The organism is Achromobacter arsenitoxydans SY8 (assembly GCF_000236785.1).
Taxonomy (GTDB): domain Bacteria; phylum Pseudomonadota; class Gammaproteobacteria; order Burkholderiales; family Burkholderiaceae_B; genus Achromobacter; species Achromobacter arsenitoxydans.
Map to the genome: position 1 here is coordinate 19,795 of NZ_AGUF01000065.1, position 23,921 is coordinate 43,715.

The 23,921-nt window shown below is 66.8% G+C and carries 25 protein-coding genes and 1 pseudogene; 12 read left to right on the forward strand and 14 right to left on the reverse strand.

Translation table 11 applies throughout. The features are described from left to right. Window positions 1-29 precede the first annotated feature (29 nt). Window positions 30-245 carry a dodecin gene (locus KYC_RS20605; RefSeq protein WP_008165967.1) on the forward strand — a complete coding sequence of 72 codons (216 nt, stop codon included), beginning with the start codon at window positions 30-32 and terminating at the stop codon, window positions 243-245. 709 nt (window positions 246-954) lie between these two features. Here the strand turns inward: KYC_RS20605 and KYC_RS20610 are convergent. After that, entirely contained in the window at window positions 955-1,509 is a 555-nt protein-coding gene (locus KYC_RS20610; RefSeq protein WP_008165969.1) for an NADPH-dependent FMN reductase, read from the reverse strand. 155 nt (window positions 1,510-1,664) lie between these two features. Continuing rightward, complete coding sequence (hpxZ, locus tag KYC_RS20615) at window positions 1,665-2,039, reverse strand: oxalurate catabolism protein HpxZ (protein WP_008165971.1); 375 nt, start codon at window positions 2,037-2,039, stop codon at window positions 1,665-1,667. A gap of 199 nt (window positions 2,040-2,238) precedes the next feature. On the opposite strand from hpxZ, the gene KYC_RS20620 reads away from it, so the two are divergent. Further along, window positions 2,239-2,781, forward strand: a complete 543-nt coding sequence (locus KYC_RS20620) for an antibiotic biosynthesis monooxygenase (RefSeq protein WP_008165973.1) — start codon at window positions 2,239-2,241, stop codon at window positions 2,779-2,781. Window positions 2,782-2,830: 49 nt separating this feature from the next. Here KYC_RS20620 and KYC_RS20625 read toward each other — a convergent pair whose 3' ends face one another. Genes KYC_RS20625 through KYC_RS20650 form a run of 6 tightly spaced genes read right to left on the reverse strand, consistent with a single transcriptional unit; the run spans window position 2,831 to window position 7,823 of the window. Beyond that, the gene (locus KYC_RS20625) at window positions 2,831-3,538 is read right to left on the reverse strand and encodes a GntR family transcriptional regulator (protein WP_008165975.1); all 708 of its coding nucleotides are present in this window, start codon (window positions 3,536-3,538) and stop codon (window positions 2,831-2,833) included. Window positions 3,539-3,581: 43 nt separating this feature from the next. Beyond that, window positions 3,582-4,970: an AtzE family amidohydrolase gene (locus KYC_RS20630; RefSeq protein WP_008165976.1), complete on the reverse strand. Its 1,389-nt coding sequence runs from the start codon at window positions 4,968-4,970 to the stop codon at window positions 3,582-3,584. Beyond that, on the reverse strand, window positions 4,967-5,149 hold the full coding sequence (locus tag KYC_RS20635; protein WP_008165977.1) for a DUF4089 domain-containing protein: 183 nt from the start codon (window positions 5,147-5,149) through the stop codon (window positions 4,967-4,969). Before KYC_RS20635 ends, KYC_RS20630 begins: the two co-directional genes overlap by 4 nt. 28 nt (window positions 5,150-5,177) lie before the next feature. Beyond that, window positions 5,178-5,999 carry an ABC transporter ATP-binding protein gene (locus KYC_RS20640; protein ID WP_008165978.1) on the reverse strand — a complete coding sequence of 274 codons (822 nt, stop codon included), beginning with the start codon at window positions 5,997-5,999 and terminating at the stop codon, window positions 5,178-5,180. Continuing rightward, complete coding sequence (locus KYC_RS20645; protein WP_008165979.1) at window positions 6,000-6,812, reverse strand: ABC transporter permease; 813 nt, start codon at window positions 6,810-6,812, stop codon at window positions 6,000-6,002. It abuts the gene before it with no gap. Window positions 6,813-6,815: 3 nt separating this feature from the next. Continuing rightward, window positions 6,816-7,823, reverse strand: coding sequence for an ABC transporter substrate-binding protein (locus KYC_RS20650; RefSeq protein ID WP_008165980.1), 1,008 nt, complete (start codon window positions 7,821-7,823; stop codon window positions 6,816-6,818). Between the two features lie 229 nt (window positions 7,824-8,052). Here KYC_RS20650 and KYC_RS20655 point away from each other — a divergent pair, with 229 nt between their 5' ends. Continuing rightward, window positions 8,053-8,964 carry a LysR family transcriptional regulator gene (locus KYC_RS20655; protein ID WP_008165981.1) on the forward strand — a complete coding sequence of 304 codons (912 nt, stop codon included), beginning with the start codon at window positions 8,053-8,055 and terminating at the stop codon, window positions 8,962-8,964. 91 nt (window positions 8,965-9,055) lie between these two features. Next, the gene (locus KYC_RS20660; protein WP_008165982.1) at window positions 9,056-9,763 is read left to right on the forward strand and encodes a DUF4286 family protein; all 708 of its coding nucleotides are present in this window, start codon (window positions 9,056-9,058) and stop codon (window positions 9,761-9,763) included. 63 nt (window positions 9,764-9,826) lie between these two features. Here KYC_RS20660 and KYC_RS20665 read toward each other — a convergent pair whose 3' ends face one another. The 3 genes from KYC_RS20665 to KYC_RS20675 all read right to left on the reverse strand — a co-directional run bounded on the left by KYC_RS20665 (window position 9,827) and on the right by KYC_RS20675 (window position 12,700). Then, window positions 9,827-10,786 (reverse strand): Bug family tripartite tricarboxylate transporter substrate binding protein, encoded by a 960-nt coding sequence (locus tag KYC_RS20665; RefSeq protein ID WP_008165983.1) that lies wholly within the window; start codon window positions 10,784-10,786, stop codon window positions 9,827-9,829. A gap of 80 nt (window positions 10,787-10,866) precedes the next feature. Then, window positions 10,867-11,667, reverse strand: a complete 801-nt coding sequence (locus KYC_RS20670) for a class II aldolase/adducin family protein (protein ID WP_043519025.1) — start codon at window positions 11,665-11,667, stop codon at window positions 10,867-10,869. 106 nt (window positions 11,668-11,773) lie between these two features. Continuing rightward, window positions 11,774-12,700, reverse strand: a complete 927-nt coding sequence (locus tag KYC_RS20675; RefSeq protein WP_008165986.1) for a LysR family transcriptional regulator — start codon at window positions 12,698-12,700, stop codon at window positions 11,774-11,776. A gap of 203 nt (window positions 12,701-12,903) precedes the next feature. Here KYC_RS20675 and KYC_RS20680 point away from each other — a divergent pair, with 203 nt between their 5' ends. The 5 genes from KYC_RS20680 (at window position 12,904) to KYC_RS20700 (ending at window position 18,843) form a co-directional block, all read left to right on the forward strand. Next, entirely contained in the window at window positions 12,904-14,202 is a 1,299-nt protein-coding gene (locus KYC_RS20680; RefSeq protein ID WP_008165988.1) for an imelysin family protein, read from the forward strand. Beyond that, window positions 14,199-15,716: a di-heme oxidoreductase family protein gene (locus tag KYC_RS20685; protein WP_008165989.1), complete on the forward strand. Its 1,518-nt coding sequence runs from the start codon at window positions 14,199-14,201 to the stop codon at window positions 15,714-15,716. The genes KYC_RS20680 and KYC_RS20685 overlap by 4 nt, the downstream gene beginning before the upstream one ends. Continuing rightward, window positions 15,716-16,804, forward strand: a complete 1,089-nt coding sequence (locus tag KYC_RS20690; protein ID WP_008165992.1) for an imelysin family protein — start codon at window positions 15,716-15,718, stop codon at window positions 16,802-16,804. The genes KYC_RS20685 and KYC_RS20690 overlap by 1 nt, the downstream gene beginning before the upstream one ends. After that, window positions 16,794-17,903, forward strand: coding sequence for a DUF1513 domain-containing protein (locus KYC_RS20695; RefSeq protein WP_008165993.1), 1,110 nt, complete (start codon window positions 16,794-16,796; stop codon window positions 17,901-17,903). Before KYC_RS20690 ends, KYC_RS20695 begins: the two co-directional genes overlap by 11 nt. 103 nt (window positions 17,904-18,006) lie before the next feature. Beyond that, window positions 18,007-18,843: a mechanosensitive ion channel family protein gene (locus KYC_RS20700; protein WP_008165995.1), complete on the forward strand. Its 837-nt coding sequence runs from the start codon at window positions 18,007-18,009 to the stop codon at window positions 18,841-18,843. Window positions 18,844-18,918: 75 nt separating this feature from the next. Here KYC_RS20700 and KYC_RS20705 read toward each other — a convergent pair whose 3' ends face one another. Further along, window positions 18,919-19,680: an IclR family transcriptional regulator gene (locus tag KYC_RS20705; protein ID WP_008165997.1), complete on the reverse strand. Its 762-nt coding sequence runs from the start codon at window positions 19,678-19,680 to the stop codon at window positions 18,919-18,921. A 161-nt stretch (window positions 19,681-19,841) separates the two neighbouring features. Here KYC_RS20705 and KYC_RS20710 point away from each other — a divergent pair, with 161 nt between their 5' ends. Beyond that, window positions 19,842-20,831 carry a Bug family tripartite tricarboxylate transporter substrate binding protein gene (locus KYC_RS20710; protein ID WP_008165999.1) on the forward strand — a complete coding sequence of 330 codons (990 nt, stop codon included), beginning with the start codon at window positions 19,842-19,844 and terminating at the stop codon, window positions 20,829-20,831. Between the two features lie 96 nt (window positions 20,832-20,927). Here the strand turns inward: KYC_RS20710 and KYC_RS20715 are convergent, their stop codons facing one another. Further along, complete coding sequence (locus KYC_RS20715) at window positions 20,928-21,704, reverse strand: RNA methyltransferase (protein ID WP_085945498.1); 777 nt, start codon at window positions 21,702-21,704, stop codon at window positions 20,928-20,930. Between the two features lie 131 nt (window positions 21,705-21,835). On the opposite strand from KYC_RS20715, the gene KYC_RS20720 reads away from it, so the two are divergent. After that, window positions 21,836-22,621, forward strand: a complete 786-nt coding sequence (locus KYC_RS20720; RefSeq protein WP_008166003.1) for an inositol monophosphatase family protein — start codon at window positions 21,836-21,838, stop codon at window positions 22,619-22,621. 49 nt (window positions 22,622-22,670) lie between these two features. Further along, window positions 22,671-22,853: pseudogene (locus KYC_RS29030) on the forward strand (DUF1016 N-terminal domain-containing protein); the annotation flags it as partial. Window positions 22,854-22,905: 52 nt separating this feature from the next. Here the strand turns inward: KYC_RS29030 and KYC_RS20725 are convergent. Next, the gene (locus KYC_RS20725; protein ID WP_008166005.1) at window positions 22,906-23,904 is read right to left on the reverse strand and encodes an FAD:protein FMN transferase; all 999 of its coding nucleotides are present in this window, start codon (window positions 23,902-23,904) and stop codon (window positions 22,906-22,908) included. Between the last annotated feature and the right edge of the window lie 17 nt (window positions 23,905-23,921).

A 23,921-nucleotide genomic window follows, 5' to 3' on the forward strand; every position in this document is an offset into this window, starting at 1 on the left:
CGACTCACCCCCCTTTGCGGAGACGAGCTATGTCGAATCATGTCTACAAGCAGATCGAACTCGTGGGCTCTTCCACCAAGTCCACCGACGATGCAATTTCCCAGGCCATCGAGCGCGCGTCCGAGACCTTGCGCAACCTGGACTGGTTCGAGGTCACCGAGGTGCGTGGCCATATCAAGGACGGCAAGGTGGCGTACTGGCAGGTCGGCTTGAAGATCGGCATGCGGCTCGAAGGGAACGGTTGACGCCGACAGCCTGGGCATTTCTTGAGCGCCCCTTCCAAGTGTTTGACGCGTAAGGGGTTTCTCGACTTGTTGTGCCACTGTTCAGAGGCTTGTCCACATTCCATGGGGACAAGCCTGCGTCCTTTTCCCCAACGGCCGGACGTTGGCTCCAGCCCTGCGGTTCAGGCGCAGGGCTGATCGTTTCTTGCCCGCGCCTTCCAAGTCCTTGGCCTGTAAGGTTTTTTGAGGACTGCCCTCATGCTGTCCTCAGGCTTATCCACATTTGACGGGGACAACCCGCAGCCCCCGGAACACCGTTTGGGCCTTTCTTGATCAGCCCTTGCAGGGCATTGATATGCAAGGGGAATCCAGACCTGCCCTCATGCTGTCCTCATGTTTTTCCACAGAACGCGGGGACAAATCCACACAGGCTCGCGGCCTTGCCCGCCGGACCGGCGATTCAGCCCTTTGCATGGGGATAACCGAGGCAAAAATCATCCAAAAGGATGATTGCGCAATTTTTGACCGCAGCTTGCAAGTGCTTGGCGGGGCAGGGGATTTTGCACCTGCCCCAAGGCTGTCCTCAGCGTTCTCCACAGTTGAAGGGGATAAGTGCGCGTCATCGTGCAGCAAAAAAAAAGCCCCCCGACGCATCGGGGGGCTTGATCGCCCGGAGGTAGAGCGGGCGATCGGCGCCGGCCCGGGCGGACCCGGCCGGCGTCGGCGGCAATCAGGCATTCAATTTCTTGATCCAGTCCACGTAGCGGTCGATCCAGCCTTGCAGGAACTTGCGGGTGCCTTCGTTGGTGATGGTGAACTGGTCGTCGACCAGGCCTTCGGTGTACTGCAGGAAGACTTCCGGCGTGGTCAGGGCATTGGCGCCTTCGGCGGCGAGGATGTTGCGCAGGTGCTGCTGCATCATTGCCGTGCCCGCGGCGCTGGGCGATGCGCCCACGATGCCGACAGCCTTGCCGGGCCACGAGTTCTGGCCCCACGGACGCGAGCCCCAGTCGATGGCGTTCTTGATGGCGGCGGGCAATGAGCGGTTGTGTTCTGGAGACACGAACAGGATGCCCTGCGCATCGGCGATCTGCTGCTTGAGCTTGGCGGCGGGAGCGGGCAGGTTGTTCTCGTTGTCCTGGTTGTAGAGCGGGATGTCGCCCAGGCTCACATACTCGAATTTGAAGTCGGCCGGAACCAGCTTTTCAAGCGCACGGGCCAGGCGCAGATTGATCGAGGCGGCGCGCAGGCTTCCGACGAAAACCGCAATCTTGTATGTGCTCATGTGCATGTGCTCCATCAGGAGAATGGGAACAGCCAGTGTAGACCTGCTCATCGGCGTGCTCAATGCCGATTGCGCATATCGTTATGGCTCCGCGCGGCCGCCAGTGTGGCGCGGGCCGATGACAGGCTCATGTCATCAGACTCACGTCATCAAGCTCACGTCATCAGGCTTACATGCGCGGACACCACACGCCAGCCTTGCGGCGTGCGCATCCAGGTCTGGCTCTGGCGGCCGATGCGGTCGCTGCCGTCGCGCTGGAACTCGATGTTGGTGGTGGCGAAGTCCGTCCCGTAGGTGGTGATGGCGGTGCGCAGGACGCGGCGCGCCAGGCCTTGCGGGGAACGTCCGGCGCGGAATTCGCGTATCGCGTCGTAGCCGTACAGGTTTTCGCTGGCGCCGTAGCGCAGCGTGTGCGGGCTGTTCCAGAACAGGGTGTCCAGGACCTCCACGTCGTTCGACACCAGGGCGGTCTCGTAGCGTTCGAAAGCGGCCGTCACTTCGGCCACGACGTCAGGCAGGTTGATTTCCATCCATCTCTCCGGAATGCACCAATACGGTGCGTTAACTAGGGGTAATCACCAATATGGTGTGTGTTGCGGTGCGAAAAAACCGGCGGCTGCCGCCATGAATCCCCGTCGCAGGGGGCAAATGCTGCGCTGCAAGGCTGGCACGCGCCTTGCTAGGGTAAACACTGCATAACACGCTGCACGCTGCCCCAGGAGTTTCGCCATGTCCAGTTCCGCTGTTTCCGCCCCGGTCACCATGCTGGTGACGCGGCACATTGCGCCCGAGCGCTATAGCGATTTTCTGTCCTGGATGCGCCAGGGCGAAATCCTGGCTGCGGGCTTCCCCGGGTTCCTGGGGTCTGGCGTGCTGCAGCCGCCCGAGGGCGGCGACGAATACCAGATCGTGCTGCGCTTTACCGATGAGGCCAGCCTCAATCGCTGGGAGAAATCCCTGCCGCGCCGCATGTGGCTGGAACGCGGCGCGAGCCTGGTGCGCGCCAGCCGCGAGCACCGCGTCAGCGGCACGCAGGAGTGGTTTGCCACGCCCAAGGCCAGTACGCCGCCGCGCTGGAAGCAGGCTGTCAGCATCTGGCTGGCCTATTTTCCGGTACTGCTGGTGTTCTCCATCCTGGTCAATGAGCACCTGAGCATCCTGCCGGTCTTCTGGCGCGTGCTGATCACCAGCGTGATCCTTACGCCCATCATGGTGTTTGTCTGCATTCCGGTCATCACGCGCGTGCTGCACCGCTGGCTGCGCGCCGGCTGAAGCGGCAATACCTGCCGCGACACTTGCCGCAATACCCGCGCCGCCGCCCTCAGGCGGCCTTGGCGCGGCGCGTGGAGTACAGGCGGTGCAGCGTGATCTTGCGCACGGCGTCCTGGCTGTCCTGGATATGGGCCTGCAGCAGCCGGGCCGCGCCGGCGCCGTCGCGCGCGAGAATGGCGGACAGGATGGCGCCGTGTTCGTCATAGGTGCTGTCGATGCGGTCGGGCTGCGTGAAATCGAGCCGGCGCACGATGCGGATCCGCTCGGTCGCCGCGCGATGCACGCGCGCAATTTCGGGGTTTCCCGCGGCCGCCACCAGTTCGATGTGAAAGCGTTCGTCCAGGTCGGCCAGCCACTCGCAATCGGTGGAGCGTTCGCTGGCGTCCACCAGCCAGATGTCCGCCAGCGGCTGCAGGGCATGCATCGGATCGGGGCCCTGGCCGGGCGCGCACAGGGCGTGCACCGCCGCCGCCTCCAGCACGCTGCGCAGTTCATAGAAGTGGTCTAGCGTGTTGAAGTCCAGCGGCCTGACCAGCCAGCCATTGCGTTGGCGGACTTCCAGGTAGCCTTCGCGTTCCAGTCGGAAGAGGGCTTCGCGCACGGGCGTGCGGCTGACCTGCAGGCGCTCGGCGATCTCGGTCTCGGTGAAGCGGTCGCCCGGCGCCAGCCGGAAATCCAGGATGTCGCGCTTGAGCGAACTGTACGCGGAGTCGGCCAGCGTGCGCGGCATGTCGATGGCGGCGAAAGCGGATTCCATGGCGAGACCTTTTGACGTTGCGGTGCGTAGGATGCGTTGCGGTTCAGATCGGCCGTGATTGCGCCGCGCCGGCCTGCTCCAGCGCGTGGGCGACGCGCAGGCAGTCGGCTTCGCGCCAGGGCGCGCCGATCAGTTGCACGCCCAGCGGCAGGTGGCCGTCCTGTTCCAGCCCGGGCCAGGTGGGCGCCGTGACGACCGGCAGGCCGATGGCCGAGATCGGTTGCGTCAGCAGCCCCATGCTGGCGCGCGCGGGCAACTCCTTGCCGCCCAGCGTCAGCCAGTCGGCGCCGATCGGCGTGGCGGAAACGGGCGTGGCCGGGGCGATCAGCACGTCGAACTGCTTGAACAGGTCCAGCGCCTCGAGATAGGCGCGATGGCGGATGCGTTGCGCCTGCTGCACCCATGCCGCGGGCACAAGGCTGCCGGCCACGAGGCGGTCGCGCGAATGCGGCTCGTAGTAGTCGTAGTGGGTGACGAGGCGGCGGCGATGCAGCGCGCCGCCTTCGGCCGCGGTGATGATGAAGGCCGCCGCGCGCGCCTGCGCGGCGCCCGGCAGTTCGACGACGGCGGTGGCGTTCAGGGCGCGCGCGGCGATCTGCACGGCGCGGCGCGCCTGCGGGCTGGCCCATTCCGAAAAATAGCCGCCCAGCACCCCGATGCGCAGATTGCCCGCGCCTTGCGCCAAGTCTGGCAGCGTGGGCGCGGCTTCGTGCTGCGCGCAGGCGACGTCGTCGGCGTCGGGCCCCTGCAGCGCGTCGTAGGCCGCGGCCAGGTCGCTGACGCTGGCCGCAAAGGGCCCCAGGTGGTCCAGGCTGCCGACAAAGGGAAACGACCCCGTGCGCGGCAGGCGCCCGAAGGTGGGCTTCAGGCCGAATACGCCGCACAGCGAGGCGGGCACGCGGATCGAACCGTTGGTGTCCGACCCCAGCGTCAGCGGCACCAGTCCCCCGGCGACGGCGGCGGCGCTGCCGCCCGACGAGCCGCCCGCGATGCGGGACGTGTCGTGGGGATTGCGGCACGCGCCGTAGTGCGTGTTTTCGGTAGTGAAGCCGTAGGCGTGCTCATCCATGTTGAGCGCGCCGACCAGCACCGCACCGGCGTCGCGCATGCGCTCGACCAGCGCCGAGTCGCGCCGCGCGGGCGGGTTGGACGCGTTGACGCGCCCGCCCGCCAGCGTGACTTCGTCGGCGATGTCGAACAGGTTCTTCACCGCGTAAGGCACGCCAGCCAGGGGCGGCAGCGTTTCGCCGCGGGCGCGGCGGGCATCAATGGCGGCCGCCTCCTGCCGGGCCCGGCTTTCCGTGATGGCGGTGAAGCAGTTGTAGCGGGGATCGCGCTCGCGCACCCGGGCCAGCGTGGCGTCCAGCACCGCGGCGGCGCTGCGTTCGCCGCTGCGGACCTGGCGGGCGATGTCGTGGGCGGGGCCGCTCACGGACGGAACACCGAAGCGGATTCCAGTTCCACGGGCAGCGGTTCGTCCGCGAAGCCGGCCGCGATGTCGTGGATGCGGGAGAACTGCTGCACCACCTGTTCAGTGGTGGACTCGCGCAGGGCGTACCCCGACAGCGCCAGCGCGCTGCGCACGTATTGGTCGATGGTTTCCTGGGTCATGGCGGATTCTCCCGGTGAAAGCGATGGATTACTTGCGCACTTCGCGCTGGAAGATTTCCAGGCTCAGTTTCTTCATCTGGATGAAGCTGGGTTCGGACAGCGTTTCGACGGTGCGGGGGCGCGCGTCGCCGTAGTCGAGGATTTCCGCGACGCGGGTGGGGCGCTTGGTCAGCAGCAGCACCTGGTCCGCCAGGTACACGGCCTCTTCCAGGTCATGCGACACCAGCAGCATCGTGGTGCCGGTCTGCATGAACACTTCCTGCAGCTTTTCGCGGATGAACAGCGTCATCTCGAAGTCCAGCGCCGAAAACGGCTCGTCCAGGAACAGCACTTCGGGCCCGGGAGCCAGCGCGCGCATGATGGACGCCGTCTGCTGCTGGCCGCCGGAAAGCTCGTAGGGATAGCGCTTGAGGTCGAACTTGACGTCGAACGAGGCGACCAGCTCCTCTACGCGCGCATCCACCTCGGCCTTGCTGCGGCCTTCCAGGCGCAGCGGGTAGGCGATGTTGTCGATGGTGCGCAGCCACGGGAACATGGCTTCGCGGTAGTTCTGGAAGACGTAGCCGATCTTGGTCTGGGCCAGCGATTTGCCGTCGAAGAGGATTTCGCCGGAGTCGATGGGGATCAAGCCTGCGATCATGTTGATCAGCGTGGACTTGCCGCAGCCGTTGGGGCCGAAGACCGAGACGATCTTGCCCTTGGGAATGTCCAGGTTGAAGTCTTCATACAGCGGCCAGCCCGCAAAATACTTGGTCAGGCCGCGGATCGTGATGTGGGTGCCTAGCGGGCCGGGCTGGAAGGGGGCCGTGGCCGGGCCGGGCGCAATGACGGGATTGATGACGGTGGACATTTAACGGCCGCTCCAATGGACCACGCGCTTTTCCAGCACGAGAAAAAGTATGTTCAGCACGTAGCCGAGCGCGCCGGCCGCCAGGATGGAGGCGTACATCTCGCGCACGTTCAGCACCTGCTGCGCATTGATGATGCGATTGCCCAGGCCGCTGTCCGACCCGATGAACATTTCGGCGACGATCACGATGACCAGCGCCATCGACACCCCGCTGCGCAGCCCCACGAACGTGGGCTGCAGGCTTTCCCAGATCAGGACGTCCTTGAAGATCTGCCAGCGCGAGGCGCCCATGACGCGCGCCGCCATCACGCGCTGCTTGCGCGCATTGATCACGCCGTAGGCGCTGTTGAACAGGATCACCAGGACGGCCGCGAAGGCCGCGATGGCGATCTTGTTCATGTCCGTCACGCCGAAGATCATCAGGAACAGCGGTATCAGCGCGGAAGAGGGCGTGGACCGGAAGAAGTCGACCAGGAACTCGACGCTGCGGTAGGCCTTTTCATTGCTGCCCAGCAGCACGCCCAGCGGCACGCCGATCACGCCCGCGATCAGGAAGGCCTGCAGGGTGCGGTTCAGCGATGACAGGAAGTCGCCCAGCAGCGGCCCGCCCGCCATGCCCTTGACCAGGGCCACGATGGTGGCGCTGGGCGTGGGCAGCAGCACGGGGCTGACGAGGTTCAGGCGCACCACCAGGTCCCACACCACGAACAGGGCCAGCGGCCCGATCAGGGGCAGGAGGCGCGAGGCGTCGAACTTGCGCGGCGGCTTGGAGACGGGGGCGCTGGCTGCGCCGTTTGCCGTGGTTGCGCTCATGGTTCAGCCTTTGTAGAGCATGGTCGACACATCGACCTTCTGCGCGAAGATGCCCTTTTCAGTGAAGAGGTCGAAGAATTTCTGGAAGTACTGGATGTCGCTGGGCGTGAACTCGTTGTGCAGCGTGTAGGCGGCCAGGGGCACTTCCTCGGTCATCGGCCCTTCGATGGCGGTGTAGCCCTTCATGAAGGGGCGCGCCTCTTCGGGCTTGGTGCGGATCAGTTCGATGCCGCGCGCGTACGCGGCGATGAATTTCTTGCTTTCCTCGGGATGCTTTTTCAGGAAGGCGGTGGTCAGCGAGGCCGATCCGCCGAACCACGGCGCCATGGGATCGCCCAGGACGTACTTGGCGATGACGCCGGTTTCCAGAACGCGGGTCGTGCCGTTCAGGCGGCCCACCGTGCCCGTGGGTTCCAGCGTGTAGCACGCATCCAACTGGCCGGCGGCAACCGCGGCGACGTGCTGGCTGATCGCCAACTCGACCACGGTTGCCCCGGTTGCGCCGGCGCGCTCCAGTACTGCTTTGGCCAGCGTGGAATTCTGGATGCCGGGTCCAGATCCGACCTTTTTCCCCTTGAGGTCTGCAATGGATTTGATGGGACTGTCTTTCGCGACGATGAACTCGTCCAGCACGTTCTTGGCGTTGCTGGGGTTGGACGCAAAAATCTTGAACAGGCCGGGCGAGGCGATTTCGCCGATGGCCAGGTTGGCCGAGCCCGTGCCGTTGGCGCTGCCGTCGGCGCGGCCGGCCAGCATGGCTTCCATGACCTGCTGCGCGCCGGCGAACTTCAGCGGCTCGACGTTCAGGCCGGCTTCCTTGAAGTAGCCCTTTTCGATGGCGGCGTAAAACGGCAGGCCGGCCGCGACAGGCCAGAAGCCGATGCGGATGACCGGGCCGGATTGCGCGCGCACCAGCGCCGGCGCGGCCAGCGTCGCGGCGCCCATGGCGGCGCCCTGGATCAGCCGGCGGCGGGTGGCATTGAAGGCGTAGGACGCATTGCGGTTGATCATTCGTGGCTCCTGGTCTGCTGGAAGGTGGGTGCTTGTAGACAAGCTTGCATACCAGTCCATCAAGCAAGACCCGTGCCAGCTTTTGTCCGGCAAGGGTTTCCCTGTGGCGCGGCGCGCCGGGGCGTCAGCCTGGTGCTGGCCATGATCCAAATTGGTGCATGGCGCACCACATAAGGGGGACGCCGACCGGCAACGCCGCGGCGCCCGCGATGGCGGTAGCATCTGGACCATGAACACGCGCTTTGTAGAAGCCTTCCTGTGGTCGGCCCGCCTGGGCAGTTTCCGGGCGGCCAGCGACCGCCTGCACATCACCCAGGCGGCCGTGGCCAACCGCATCGCTTCGCTTGAAGAAGACATCGGCGCCCGCTTGTTCGAACGCGACGCCAAGGAACTGAAACTCACCGCCGTCGGCACGCGCCTGCTGGACTATGGCGAACGCCTGCTGGAAATCCGCCAGCAGATCCTGTCGCTGGGCAAGCGCGGCGACGAGGTCGCCGGGCTGGTGCGCATCGGCGCCATCGAAACCGTGGTGCACACCTGGCTGATCGGCTTCCTGACGAACCTGCGCTCCACCTATCCGGGCATCGAGGTGCAGTTGACGTCCGAGACCACGCGCGCGCTGCATCGCGGGCTGCGCGAAGGTACGCTGGACATCGCCCTGCAGACCGATCTGCTGAACGACACCGGCATCATCAGCATGCCCTGCCTGCCCATGGAGATGGGCTGGGTGGGGCCGCCGGGAGGCGAAGAATCATTGACCGCGCACCAGCTGCTGAGCGAACCCGTGCTGACCATGAGCCCGGGTTCGCAGCCGCACGAAGCGCTCAAGGCGCTGTACCGCGAAGTCGGCATGCCGCAAGGCAAGGTGCATTTCGTCAGCTCGATCTCGGCGCTGGCGCGGCTGGTGCGCAGCGGCTTCGGGCGTGCGCTGGTGCCGCTGCCTCCCATCTATGAATACGTCGCGCGCGGCGAGCTCCAGGTGATCCGCACCGACATGCCCGTGCCGCCGCAACTGCTGGTGGTCAGCTACCTGGAAAGCGGCGGATCGGACGCCATCCGGCTGGTCGCCGAACTGGCCAGCCGCGCCTCGGATCAGTTCACGGCGGCCGTGGTGGCGCCCCGCATGGGTTCGGCGCGCTGACTGGTTCAGACCTTCCCCAGGGCGGCGTTCAGTAATTCTGTTGCCGCGCGCAAGAATTATTTGTTTGTGCCGGGCCCCGAGGCGGCTGAAGATGATGGCTTCCGCCAACCTGGACCTTCCTCTTGCGCTTATGAGCCTGCATATCGAATCCCCGCTTGCGCCCCACGGGCTGCTGTTTGTCGCGACCGACGTGGACGCCGCCGACGAGGCCGACTTCAATCGCTGGTACGACCGCGAACACGTCGAAGAGCGCGTGCGCATTCCCGGCTTTCTGTCGGGGGCGCGCTATCAGTCGCGCGATGGCGGCCGCAAGCACCTGGGCCTGTACCGCACGTGCTCGTTGGACGCCTTCACCAGTTCCGCCTATCGCGCGGCGTTCGAGCGCCAGACGGCCTGGTCGGTGACCAACCTGGGGCGCATGCGCGATCCGATGCGCCGCGTGTGCGCGGTGGAAGCCGTGACCGGTTTCGGCAGCGGCAGCCAACTGGTGGTGCTGCCCCTGGCGGCGGATGGCGCCGGCGCGCCGCTCGCGCGGGCGCGCAACGCGGGCGCCGAGCTTTCCGGGGCGGATGGTTTTGTCCAGTCCTACCTGCTGGTTCCAGACGCGGCGTTGAGTACGCCGCTGCCGCGCGAGGCCACGGAAGGCCGGGTCCTGGCCCCGATGTTCGTCGTCGAGGCCAGCACGCCGGCTGCCGCGGCGGCGCTGCGCGCCGGGGCGGCCGCCGCATTCGACGCCGATCCGTCCGCCGCCTGGCAGTTCGAGCTGGGCTGGAAGCTGGACGCTTCGGACTTGCGCTAGGGAAGGTCTGAACAACTCAGACCCTCCCTAGGGGCGCGGCGAGCCTGCCCCCGATCGGCCGCGTTAATGGGCCTGCGGATCGAACTTCTTGACCAGCACGGCCCACTTGTCATGCTCGCCCTTGATGAACGAGGCGAACTGCGCGGGCGTGCCGCCCACGGGCTCGGCGCCTTCGCGCAGCATCTGCTCGTTCAGCGCGGGCAGGCTGGCGTTCACTTCGCGGTTGACCAGATCCACGACCTGCTGCGGCGTGCCCTTGGGCCCGAAGAAGCCGAACCAGGACCCCGCGTCGAAGCCCGGATAGCCGGATTCGGCGATGGTGGGCAGGTCGGGCAGGGTGGCGGACCGCTGCGAGGTGCTGACGGCCAGCGCACGCAGCTTGCCGGACCGGATATGCCCGATGACCGACGGGATGGTCGCAAACATGAAGTCGATGCGTCCAGCCAGCAGGTCGTTGACGGCGTCGGCGCCCTTGTACGGGATGTGCGTGGCCTTCACCTTCAGTTCGTCCATCAGCATGTAGCTGGACAGGTGGGACGAGGTGCCCACGCCGGTCGAGCTGTAGTTGAGCTGGCTAGCGGTCTTCACGTATTTCAGGAAGCCCTGGATGTCCTTGGCCGGCGAGGACGGCGGCACCACCAGCACGTTGGGTACGGTGGCGATCTGCACCATCGGCACCAGGTCGGTCAGCGGGTTGTAGGGCAGCTTGTTCAGCGACGGGTTGACGGCGATGGGGCCGACGGAGTTGACGATCAGCGTATGACCATCGGGCGCCGCTCGCACCACGTATTCGGTGCCGATGTTGCCGCCCGCGCCTGGTTTGTTCTCGACGACGAAGGGCTGGCCCAACTTCTGCGTCAGCGTGTTGGTGACGCTGCGGGTGAGCGTGTCTGTGGTGCCGCCGGGCGAGAAGGCCACGATGACCTTGACGGGCCGGTCGGGATAATCCGCGGCGCCGGCGGCCGGGGCCATACAGGCGGCCGCCAGCCCCGCGCAAGCGATCAAGGCTTGGGCAGTATTCATGATGTCTCCTCGCGTGGTCGTTGTCGTGTGATTGAGGGCGCCGTGCCGCCACGCCGGCCGGCGCCAGATAAAGCGGGAATTCAGTCGCGATAGCCCGGGTCGATCCGGTCCAGCTTGCGCAGCAGGGCGGGCCACTCCATCACGCCGTAGGGGCGGCGCGTGCCGGGCTGGTAGTTGTTCCAGGTGGCTTCCAGCACGGGCCGGGGCACGGCCTGCAGCGGCGCGCCCGTCGCCATGGCGGCCAGCTGCGAGCGGCAGGCCAGTTCCAGTCGGTGCATCCAGTTGAAGGCCTCGCCCACGGTGCGGCCCACGGTCAGCGCGCCGTGGTTGCGCAGGATGAGCGCTTCGCCGTCGCCCAGGTCCTCCAGCAGCGATGCCTGTTCTTCCGTGCCCAGCACCACGCCCTGATAGTCGTGGTAGCCGATCTTCAGGAAGCGCATCGCCGTCTGCGTGATCGGCAGCAGGCCGCACTCCAGGGACGACACGGCCATTGATGCCCAGCTGTGCGTGTGGATGACGCAATCCACCTCGTGCCGGTGCGCATGCACTGCGCTGTGGATCACGTAGCCGGCCTTGTTGATGCCGTAGTCCAGGTCGCCGAAATCGGGCTTGGACAGGATGGTGCCGTCCACGTCGACCTTGATGAGGCTGGAGGCGGTGATTTCCTCGTACATCATCCCGTAGGGGTTGATGAGAAAGGCGTTGTCCTCGCCGGGCACGCGGGCGGAAATGTGGTTGGCCATCATGTCGGCCATGCCGTAGAGCTCGACCAGCCGATAACAGGCGGCAAGGTCGACGCGGGCCTGCCATTCCGCGTCCGAGCAGTGCGCACGCATGGAGGAAATGCCCAGGCGTCCTGGGCGTGGGGTAGGAGTTGTCATCGGAATTCGTGAAGGTCGCTCGCCATCGCACCATGCAATGGCTTGATGCAGGTCAATTTATCTGCAGATAAAGCGCCCGGCTAGGCATGCCGGGGGCATGGGGGCATCACGAATCGAGAAGGGTTGCGCCCGGCCACCCGCCATGGCGGACCAGCGCGCGCATCGCGTCCAGCAGCACCACTCGGGCGGCCAGGGCGGCCGGCGACAGTTCGTCGTCGCTGATGCAGTAGATCTGGTTGCGGCGGAAAAGAAAGGGGTCGTCGATGGGGTGCATGTTCAGCACACCGGATTCGACGCGGGCCACGGCGGCCCCGGGCTGGATCGTGGCGATGGGATGGGCCTGCACCAAATCCATCAGCGTCGTCAGGCCGTCCACTTCGACGCCGATCCAGGGTTCGATGCCCGCGCGCTCGAAGGCCGCTTCGACCCAGGCGCGCAGGCCATGCGCCTTGCTGGTGACGGCCAACGGCAAGCCGGCCAGCTGCTCCATGCGGGCGGGCTCGCCATCGGGCAGGGGCAGCATGCCGCGCGGCGCCAGCAGGAACAGCCTTTCGTCCAGCACGGGGACGACGCTGCGGCCCTGCGCGGTGTCGTTCTGGAACAGCACCGCCAGGTCCAGGCGCCGGGCGTTGAGCAGTTCGCCCAGGTTGCCGGACAGTCCTTCGACCAGGTGCAGGCGCACATTGGGATAGCGCTCGGTCATGGCGGCGTACAAGGGGCGCGCCAGGAGCGAGGCCGTGGTGGGCGCGAAGCCTACGCTCACCGTTCCCGCCAGGCGGGCTTCGCGCGCGGCCGCCACGGCGTGTTCCGCGTGCCGCAGCGTCAGTTGCGCCTGGCGCAGGAAGGCCGCGCCCGCGGGCGTGGGCGCCACGCCGGTGGGGCTGCGCGTGAGCAGCCGGGTCGCCAGCTCGCTTTCCAGCCGGCTGATCTGCTGGCTGAGCGCCGACGCGACCACGCCCAGGTCGCGGGCGGCGCGGCCGATGCTGCCAAGTTCGGCGACGCGGACGAAATAGCGGAGTTGGCGCAGTTCCATGGGGACGGGGCGGGTGCGGCGGAAAAGTGGGCGGGAGGGCTGAATTATGCGTGCGGCAGCAAAATTTTTCGTTCAAAAAAATGTCAGCTATCTGAATTCCGCCTGAATATCAAACGAAAATTGTTTACACTCGCATCCACAAAATTTCAAGCTGGATGGGTCCGCCGCGGGGGCGGGGCCGTCCGATTTACGGGAGAAAGTCGATGCGCAAGTTGCTATTGGGTGCGGTGCTGGCCGCCGCGGTGTACGGCGGAACGGCGCATGCCGCGGTTGAGCCCAAGGCCGTGGTCGCCACCTACTCGGACCTGGCGCTGGCGGGTTACGAAGATTCGCTGGCGGCCGCCAAGAAGCTGCGCACCGCCATCAATGCCCTGGTCGCCAAGCCCAGCGCCGAAACGCTGAAGGCCGCGCGCGAAGCGTGGATTGTGGCGCGCGTGCCCTACCAGCAGACCGAGGCCTACCGCTTCGGCAATCCCATCGTCGACGACTGGGAAGGCCGCGTGAACGCCTGGCCGCTGGACGAAGGCCTGATCGACTACGTCGACGCGTCCTACGGCACGGGGAACGACGAAAACGCCTACTACGCCGTCAACGTCATCGCCAATTCCAAGATCTCGGTTGGCGGCAAGACGGTCGACGTGACCAAGATCACGCCCGAACTGCTGTCCGACGTGCTGCACGAGGCCGATGGCAATGAAGCCAACGTCGCCACGGGCTACCACGCCATCGAATTCCTGCTGTGGGGCCAGGACCTGAACGGCACCGGCGCCGCGCCCGCGGACCGCAAGGGCACGCCGCAGGAACGGCACTCGGGCAATCGTCCGCACACCGACTTCGATCCGAAGCAGTGCACGGGCGGCCACTGCGAGCGTCGCGTCGAGTTCCTGAAGGCTGTGACTGATTTGCTGGTAACCGATCTGGAAGAAATGGTGGGCAACTGGAAGAAGGACGGCGCCGCGCGCAAGGCGGTCGAGGAAGACCCCAAGGCGGGCCTGATCGCCATGCTGACCGGACTGGGCAGCCTGTCGTACGGCGAACTGGCGGGCGAACGCATGAAGCTCGGCCTGATGCTGCACGACCCCGAAGAAGAGCACGACTGCTTCTCGGACAACACGCACAACTCGCACTATTACGATCAGATCGGCATCCGCAACGTCTATCTGGGTTCGTACACCCGCATCGACGGCAAGACGGTGTCGGGCGCGAGCCTGTCGGAACTGGTCAAGGCCAAGGACGCGAAGCTGGACGCCGAAGTGCGCGCCAAGCTGGACGCCACGGTGGCCGCGATGCAGGCCATGAAGACCCGCGCCGAGACGGTCGAAACCTACGACCAGATGATCGCGGACGGCAACAAGGAAGGCAACGCCGTGGTGCAGGCCGCCATCGACAGCCTGGTCGCCCAGACGCGCAGTCTGGAGCGCGTGATTGCGCTGCTGGAACTCGGTAAGGTCGCCATCGAAGGTTCCGACAGCCTGGATAAACCCGACGCCGTATTCAAGTGAAACTCGTATTAGCCGCCGTACTGGCGGCGTCGGCCCACGCCGGCGCCGCCGCAGCGCCCGCCGCTCCCGGCGGGCGTGACGATCTTACGCCCGAAGACCTTAAGCGCGTCACAGCCATCACCGCGCCCACGCGCGACTTCTCGAAGGTGGAAACCTTCGAGTCCATGCAGGCCGGGGCCGCCACCACCAATAAGCTCATCAACGCCGATATTTTTTCGCAGCCGTCGGCCAATATGAGTTTCGAGGGGCGCCAGGAATTCCAGGTCGGCAACGGCCTGTTCCGCAAGGACTGGGTGTCCGCGCCATCGTCGACGCAGGCGTCCGACGGGCTCGGGCCGCTCTTCAATGCGCGCTCCTGTCAGGCCTGTCACACCAAGGACGGACGCGGCACGGTGCCCGGCTTCGATCCGCTGGAGCGCACGGACGCCGTGGCGCTGCTGCTGCGCTTGGCCGTGCCGGAAGGCGCCGACCGTGGCCATCCAAAGCTCGCGGCCGGGGAAATCGCAGCGCTGCCCGAACCCGTGTACGGCGTGCAGCTGCAGAACTTCGCCGTAGCCGGGCTGCCCGCCGAAGGCCGCATGGAGATCGAGTACGAGCCCGTGCCGGTGGCCCTGCGCGGCGGCGAGACCGCCACGCTGATGAAGCCCACGTACCGCATCGAGAACCTGGGCTACGGGCCCATGCGCGCGGATACGCAGATCTCGCCACGCCTGGCGCCGCCCATGATCGGGCTGGGCGTGCTGGAATCCATCCACGAAGCCGACATCCTGGCCAACGTGGGCGCGGACAAGCGCGACGGCATCGTCGGCAAGGCCAACTGGGTCACCGATGCGCGCACCGGCGCGCGCGTGCTGGGCCGCTTCAACCTGAAGGCGGGGCAACCTACGGTCGAGCAGCAGAGCGCGTCGGCGTTCTCCAACGACATGGGGCTGTCCACGCCCATGTTCCCCAAGCATTCGGGCGAATGCACGCCCGCGCAGGCGCAGTGCCTGGATATGCCGCACGGCGCGCAGCCGCGCTTCGGCGCGGAGGAAGTGCCGGCCAAGCTGATGGACTTCGTCACCATCTATTCGACCAACCTGGCGGTGCCGGCGCGCCGCGACGCGGACGATGCGCGCGTGCTGGCCGGCAAGAAGCTGTTCTATGAGGCCAATTGCGTGGCCTGCCACGTGCCCAAGTACGTGACCAGCCGCAATGCCAAGCAGCCCGAGCATCGCTTCCAGCTCATCTGGCCCTACACCGACATGCTGGTGCACGACATGGGCGACGACCTGGCAGACGGCGTGTCCGACGGGCTGGCCAATGGCCGCGAATGGCGCACGCCGCCGCTGTGGGGCATCGGCCTGACCAAGACCGTGAACCCCAACGCGACGTGGCTGCACGACGGACGCGCCCGTACGCTGCTGGAGGCCGTGCTGTGGCACGGCGGCGCGGCCAAGCCGTCGCGCGACCGCGTCGTGGACATGACGCCCGAAGAACGCGCGGACCTGATCCGCTTCCTGGAGTCCCTGTAATGGCCCGATCCGTCAAACGCGTGTTCAAGCAGGCCGTGGCCGCGGCGCTGATGCTGGCGGCTCCGCTGGCCGCGGGCTCCGCCTTGCCGGCCGATCTGGGCGAGCGCCTGGCGCGCGATTACGCGCGTCCTGCGGTTGCCAGGATGACGGACGCGGCGGCGGCGCTGGAAGGCGCGCTGGGAGGCTGGTGCGCCAAGCCGGATGCCGCGGGAGCAAAGCGCGTCGGCGAGGCGTTCGCGACGCTGGCGCAGGCCTGGTCCGGCGTAGAGATCTTGCGCTTCGGCCCGCTGGTGCAGGCCAACCGCTTTGAGCGACTGGCGTTCTGGCCCGACACGCGCGGCGTGATGCCCAGGCAGGTGCAGGCGCTGATCGCGGCCAAGGACGAAGCGCTGCTCCAGCCCGGCGCCCTGGCCGGCCGCAGCGTGGCGGTGCAGGGCCTGCCCGCCCTGGAATACGTGCTGTACGGCGAGCCGGACCTGCTCAAGCAGGGCGGCGCGCCCGGCTTTGCCTATGCCTGCGGCTACGCGCTGGCGGTGTCGGCCAATGTCGCGGCGATTTCGCGCGATGTGGGAACGGCCTGGAGCGCCCAGGGTGAGTTCGGCCGGCAGTTCGCCAAGCCCCAGCCGGGCAATGACCTGTATCGCGATCAGCAGGAAGTGGCGGCCGAGGCCATGAAGGCCCTGTCCACCGGACTGCAGTTCGCGCGCGACGTGAAGATCGTGCCGGTGCTGGGCGACACGCCCGAGGCGGCGCGGCCCAAGCGCGCGGCGTTCTGGCGCAGCGGTCTGTCCACGCGCCTGCTCGCCGCCAACGTGGATGCGTTGAAGGCGTTCTACGAGGCGGGCGGCTATTCCATGCCCGCCGGCGGCGAATGGATGGATGCTTCCGTGCGCGGCGAATTGTCCAGCGCCGCGCAGACCCTGCGCGCCGTGCCGGTTCCGCTGGACCAGGCGCTGGTGGGCGAGGAGGGGCGCCGCCTGCTCCTGCTGGCGTCGCTGACCATCAAGAATGCCAAGGCTATCGTCGACCAGGATCTGGCTCCGGCCCTGGGCGTCACGATCGGATTCAATGCGCTCGATGGCGATTGACCGGCGCCGCTTCCTGTCGCTGGCGGCCGCGCTGGGGCTGCCGCCCAGCGTTGCCCTGGCCGCCGCGCCCGCCAGGAACGAACGCCTGTACCTCAGCGCGCGTAAGCGCGGCGGGCGCGACGAAGCCGTGCTGCTGGACGAGGCCGGCCGCGACAGGCTGGCGGTCCCCATGCCGGCGCGCGGCCACAGTTTTGCGATCGACCCCGCCGGCCAGCGCGCGGTGGTGTTCGGCCGCCAGCCCGGCTTCTTCGCGCTGGGCTTCTCGCTGGCGGACGGCGAACCTGTCGCCTTGCCGTTGCCCGAAGACAGGCACTTCTTCGGGCATGGCGCGTACGTGCAGGGCGGCCGCCTGCTGGCCGCCACCGAAAACGACTTCGAGGCGGGACGCGGCGTGCTGGGCCTGTACGACGCCACGCCCGGCGGCGGCTACCGGCGCGTGGGTGAATACGACTGCGGCGGCATCGGGCCGCACGAGGTCGTGCTGATGCCCGACGGCAAGACGCTGTGCGTGGCCAACGGCGGCATCCTGACCCATCCCGACTACGGCAAGCTGGAGCTCAACCTGGACACGATGCGGCCGTCCCTGGCCTATATCGACGCGGCCAGCGGCCAGCTGCTGGAAAAGGTCGAACTGGACCCCGCGCTGCATCGGCTGTCGATCCGGCATCTTGCGCTGGCCGCCGACGGCGCCGTCTGGTTCGGCTGCCAGTACATGGGGCCGGCGGCCGACCGGCCCGCGCTGGTGGGCAGGCATCGCCGCGGCGCCGCGCTTGAACTCTTCGAGGGTCCGCACGAGACGCTGCGCAACATGCGCAACTACGTCGGCTCGGTGGCGGTCGACGCGTCGGGCGGCATCGTGGCCACGTCCAGTCCGGTGGGCGGACAGGTGATCTACTGGGACGCCGCGAGCGGCAAATGCCTGGGAACCACGTCGCTGCCCGACGGCTGCGGCGTCGCGCCCGCCGCGCAGACGGGCTTTCTGGTAAGCAGCGGTCTCGGCGCCATGCTGCGCACGGATGCCGCGGGCCGCGAACAGCCGGTGCTGCCGCCGTCGCGCGAGCTGTCCTGGGACAATCACTTCCGCATCGTGCCTGCGTGATTGCACTCCTTACAAAGCCTGACATTCAGGCCCTGCGCCGCACCCCATCGTGCAAGCCGCTTCTGATACAGTCTTCGGTCGATTTTTCTCGCAGGAGGTCCCCATGGATGAGGCCGTAAAAGAGTTCTATGTCTGGGCGCCCAGGCTGATGGATATGGGCGTCAATCTGCTCATCGCGTTGCTGATACTTGGCATCGGCTGGTGGGCGTCGTCGCTGTTGGGCGGCTGGGTGCGCCGGGCCGCCACCCGTTCCCCCAAGGTCGATCCCACCATCGTGCCCATGTTCTCCACCACGGTGATCTGGGCGGTGCGGATCTTCACCGTTATCGCCGTGCTGGCGCGCTTCGGGGTGCAGACGGCCAGCCTGATCGCAGTGCTGGGCGCCGCCGGCCTGGCGGTTGGCCTGGCCTTGCAGGGCACGCTGCAGAACATCGCCGCGGGCATCATGCTGCTGATGCTGCGCCCCATCCGCGCGGGCGAATACGTCGCGCTGAGCTCGGGCTCGGAAGGCACGGTAGAGGAAGTCGGCCTGTTCCTGACCCGCCTGATCCAGGGCGATGGCATCCACCTGACGCTGCCCAACAGCACCGTATGGAACGCCACCATCATCAACTACAGCCGCAACAAGACGCGCCGCCTGGATATCCCGGTGCCGGTCCGTTATGGCGATGACCTGCAGGCCGTGGTGGCCAAGCTGCAACAGATCGTGGACGCGCGGCCCGACGCGCTGAAGGATCCGGCGCCGCAGGTGAAGGTGTTCGACTACAAGGAAAACGGCGTCACCGTGAACGTGCGCGTCTGGGCCGAAGTCGGCAAGTACTGGGAGCTGCGCTGGAGCCTGTACCAGCAGATCCGCAGCGAACTGGAAGAGGCGGGCTTCCAGCCGCCGATCCCGCTGCGCGAGATCCAGAATCCCAAGACCGGCGCGGCCGCGACCTGATCCCCCATCTGTCCGCCGCAATGCAAAGGCGCTCCATCGGAGCGCCTTTTTTCTTCGGCCGCGCGGCGGCGTTTGTCAGGTCGGGACGGCCAGCCTGGCCAGTTCCGTCTTGATCCAGCCCGCGATCTCGCGCTGGCGCTGGGCCGGCATGCGGTCGATGATGGCGGTGACGCTGACGGCCAGCAGCGGCGCGCCTTGCGGATCCAGCAGCGCGCAGCCCACGCCCAGCGCGCCGCGCACGGCATGGTTGCCCACCACCGAATAGCCGCGGGCCCGGGTGTTTTCGATCAGGCGGTACATCTCCTGGGGCGTCATGCCGCCGTATTCGTCCAGCCTGCCGGAATTGCGCTCGACGATGCCGCGCGCCACGTCGTCGGGCAGGGCGGCCAGCAGCGCCATGCCGCCTGAGCCCACGCCCAGCGGCTGGCGCTTGCCCGCATAGGTGGCCAGGATCTGCACCGGGTAGCTGCCGATCTCGCGGTGCAGGCTGATCGAGTCGTCCTCTTCCCGCACCACCAGGAACACGGCATCGCCCGTCCGGTCGGCCAGGCGGCGCAGTACCGGCAGCAGCTGGCGCACGCGCGGATCGCGCGAGCGCGTGTCGGGATCGACCGCCAGTTGGGCACGGTATTTCTTGGTGCCCGTCACAGGCAGGACCAAGCCGGCGTCCAGCAGGGCGGCCAGCAGGCGGTAGATGGTGGGACGCTGTATGCCCGTAAGGCGGGCAATGTCAGTCACGCTCAGGCCGTCAGGACCCTGGTCCCGCAGGGCGGCCAGGACGGCCAGACCGCGCCGCAAAGTGCGTGGGCCTGCGGCCGCGGCATCGCTGTCTTGCATGCAAATCTCTGAAAACTAAGGGTTATCAAGGGGCGGACAAGGGAAAACCATTGTCCGTAGGGTGGACTCTACCTTGATGTAATCCATGTGTATAGCGCAGAATGCGACCATCCAATAATTCGAATCGTCCATCTAATGGACAGTACCTGCACGGAGACACTATGACTACAGGTCAAAAGCCTGGCCTGCGGCGTCTGGCCGCCACCCTTCTGGCCACCGCCGCAAGCGCATTCGCAATGGGTTCCGCCCACGCCGCCTATCCCGACAAGCCTGTCCGCATCGTGGTCGGGTTTTCCGCTGGCGGCACCACCGACGTGATCGCCCGCATCATGGCCAAGGAACTCACCGAGTCCCTGGGCCAATCCTTCGTGGTTGAGAACAAGCCGGGCGCCGGCAGCAACATCGCCACCGACCAGGTCCAGCGCGCCACGCCCGACGGCTACACGCTGCTGTTCGTGGCCGTCACCAGCGCCATCAACCAGACGCTGTACAAGAACGTCTCGTTCGACCTGACCAAGGACTTCGCGCCGGTCGCCCTGGGCGCCAAGGTGCCGAACATCCTGGTCGTGAATCCCCAGGTGCCCGTCAAGTCCGTGAAGGAACTGGTGGACTACGCCAAGAAGAATCCTGGCAAGCTGGCCTTCGCGTCGTCGGGCAGCGGCACGTCCATCCACATGGCCGGCGAGCTGTTCAAGATGAAGGCGGGCATCGACGTGCTGCACGTGCCCTACAAGGGCAGCGCCCCGGCCATGACCGACCTGATCGGCGGCCAGGTGCAGTTCATGTTCGACAACATGCCGTCGGCGTGGCCGCACGCCCAGTCGGGCAAGCTGCGCGCCCTGGCCGTGACCACCCAGGAACGCTCCAAGAGCGCGCCGGACCTGCCGACCATGCAGGAATCGGGCTTTGCCGGTTTCGACGTGTCGTCGTGGTTCGGCCTGCTGGCGCCGGCCGGCACCCCGCCGGAAGTGATCAACAAGCTCAACGCCGCCATGCAGAAGGCGCTGGACAAGGCCTCGGTGCAGGAAAGCTATGAAAAGCTGGGCGCTGTGGGCGTGAAGACCACGCCGGCCGAATTCGGCCAGTTCATCAAGTCGGAAGTCGAAGGCTGGGCCCCGGTGGTCAAGGCTTCGGGCGCGAAGGTCGACTGATCGGGCGGGCGGCCAGCCGCCCTTGTTTCGGTCAGCAAAAAGGGACGGGCAATGGCCCGTCCCTTTTTTATATCTGCGCAATGCCTGCGGCGCAGGCTACTTCTTTTTTGCCGCGTTTAGCATCGCCGTGCAGACACCGCGCATCATGTCGACTTCATCGCGGGTCAGGGACAGCCGGGAAAACAGGTGCCGCATGCGCGGCATCAGCTTCTTGGGATGGGCAGGGTCCAGGAATTGGACGCCGATCAGCGCTTCCTCCCAGTGCGCCAGGAACGCCTGGACGGCCTCGCTGGAGGCGGGCGCGGCGCCGCGCGCGGGCTCCTGGGCGGTCGACTGGGGCAGCAGGGCGGCCCCCTGGTCGACCAGCAGCGCGTAACGCAGCTCCCAGGCGGCCAGTTGCAGCGCCTGGGCGACGTTCAGCGAGCTGTACTCGGGGTTGGCAGGGATGTGGCAGATGCGGTGGCACAGCGCGATCTGAGCGTTCGTGAGGCCGGCGCGCTCGGTGCCCAGCACCACGGCGGTCACGCCCTCGGCCGTTTCGGCCAGGTGGGCGCAGGCCAGGTCGGCCGCCTGGCGGATGTCGCAGGGCGGGGGGCCCAGGTCGCGCACCCGGGCGGTCAGGGCGAACGCCAGGGTGACCGGCGCCAGCGCTTCTTCAAGCGAGGGGTAGATCCGGGCGTTCTCCAGCACGTCCAGCGCGCCGCTGGCCAGCGCCACGGCTTCCGGCTGGGTGGTTACATCCGGGAATTTGGGCTCGACCAGCACCAGTTCCGAGAAGCCCATCGTCTTGATCGCGCGGGCCGCGGAACCGACGTTTCCGGGGTGGCTGGGGTTCACCATTACGAAGCGAACACGTGAAAATGCTTGAGTCATTTAAAATGGCACGTTTGGCTTAGTGCCTTCCTGGTTTTTTGGGTCGATTTCCCCGGTTGGGGCGACGGCGCGCCGGGGGGGCGGAAAGCGGCCTATCATCAAGCCAACTCACCGCATACGTACGGAATTTTATGCACCCGATGCTCAACATCGCCATCAAGGCGGCCCGGCGTGCCGGCACCATTATCAACCGTGCCAGCATGGATTTGGAACGACTCAGCGTGGCACGCAAGGGGCCGCGCGATTATGTCACGGAAGTCGATCGCGCCGCCGAAGAGTCCATCGTCGAGACGCTGCATGCCGCCTATCCGGACCACGCCGTGCTGGGCGAGGAATTCGGCCTGCAGGGCCCCGACCAAGCCGAATTCCAGTGGATCATAGATCCCCTGGACGGCACCACGAACTTCATCCACGGCCTGCCCAACTACGCCGTGTCGATCGCGCTGACGCAGCGCGGCCAGGTCACGCAGGCGGTCATCTATGATCCGTCGCGCAATGAACTGTTCACGGCCAGCCGCGGCAGCGGCACCTTCCTGAACGACCGCCGCGTGCGCGTGTCCGGCCGCACCCGCTACCACGACGCGCTGCTGGGCGCGCACTGGCCCAACGCCGGCGATCCCGAACAGGGTTCGCAGCGTTTCCGCCAAATGGCCGAAGGCGCCACCGGCGTGCGCCGCCTGGGCTCCACCGTGCTGGACCTGGCCTACGTGGCCACCGGTCGCCTCGACGGCTTCTGCGGCGTGGGCCTGAAGCCTTGGGACCTCGCGGCGGGCAGCCTGATGGTCCTGGAAGCCGGCGGCCTGGTCGCTGATTTCGACGGCGAGCAAGGCTGGATGGACAGCGGCAACGTGCTGGCAGCCAGCCCGAAGATCTTCACGCAGATGCTGTCGTCGCTGAACCCCCCGTCGGCGGCCTGATCGGCTTCGGCGCAAAGAAAACCGGCCTGGGGGCCGGTTTTTTTTCACGATCGTCGAATCCGAGCAGAATGGCAGGCGACGGGCCGGTTACGGCGAGCGGTTGATGGAACGATTGTCCGCCGACCTGACGGCGCGATATGGGCGCGGGTTCAGCCCCGACAACCTGGAGAACATGCGGCGATTCTTTGTCGCTTACCCCCTTGAGGCAATTTCCGAGACACTGTCTCGGAAATCTGGCGGAGGACTCAACGCTTGTTCAAGTGCGGCCGGCCAGGTGCGACCGGCTAGGAGCCGCCCGTCTGCGTTACCAGTCGGCCATCCGGCAACACCATCCACGCGCTGACGCCCAGGCTGCGAACCACGGCGGCGGTGTCCTTCAGCGGCATGTTCGAAAAGGCGGTGGACAGCGCATCGGCGGCGGTCGCGGTGGACGCCATGACGGATACGCTGCGGTAGAGCGGGCGCGCGTGGCCGCTGCGCGGATCGAATAGGTGCGAGAACCGGCCCGCGGCGTCCAGCGGCGTTCCATAGCCGCCCGAAGTGGCCAGAGCCTGGTTGTTGACGGGCACCTGCGCCAGGATCTGGTCCGGGGCCAGGGGATCGGCCAGCCCTACGCGCCAGCCAGTCGCGCCTGCCGCGGCATCCAGTCCCCGGATCTCGCCCATGTCGATGAGGGCGCGTTCCAGTCCTGCGTCACGCAACAGTTCCGTCACCCGGTCGGTGATGTAGCCCTGGGCGATGCCATTGAGCGTGACGGCCATGCCGGGGCGCAATTGGATGCGCTGCGTATCCACGTTGACCGCCTTGTACGAAACGTGCTTGAGCGCCTGGGCGACGGCGGCTTGCGCCGGTCCATGGGGCGCGGCATCCGGCCGCGAGAAGTGGTCGGCGTACACGCGCCACAGCGGCTGCACGGTGGGATCGAACAGACCACCCGTCAGCGCGGCGTAGTGCCGGCTTTCGCTCAGCAGGCGGACCAGATCGGACGGCGGGTCAACCAGATATCCCTGGCGGTTCAGGATCGACAAGGCGCTGTCTTCGCGGTACAGGCTGAACACGCCTTCCAGCCGGCGCAATTCCCGCAGCGCCCGTTCGATCAGCCGTTCGGCGGCCTGCCGGTCGGGGTGGTAGAGCCGCAGCTCGGCGTCCGCACCCAGCGCCACGCCTTGCCAGGAGGTAGGCGCAATGGCGGCGTGCGCGCGGCGCAGCAGGCTGGGAGCGAGCGCCAGTGCAGATGACGCGGCGACGATGCCGATGAAGCGGCGGCGGGCGGAATGGATCATGGCTGTCTGTAATGATG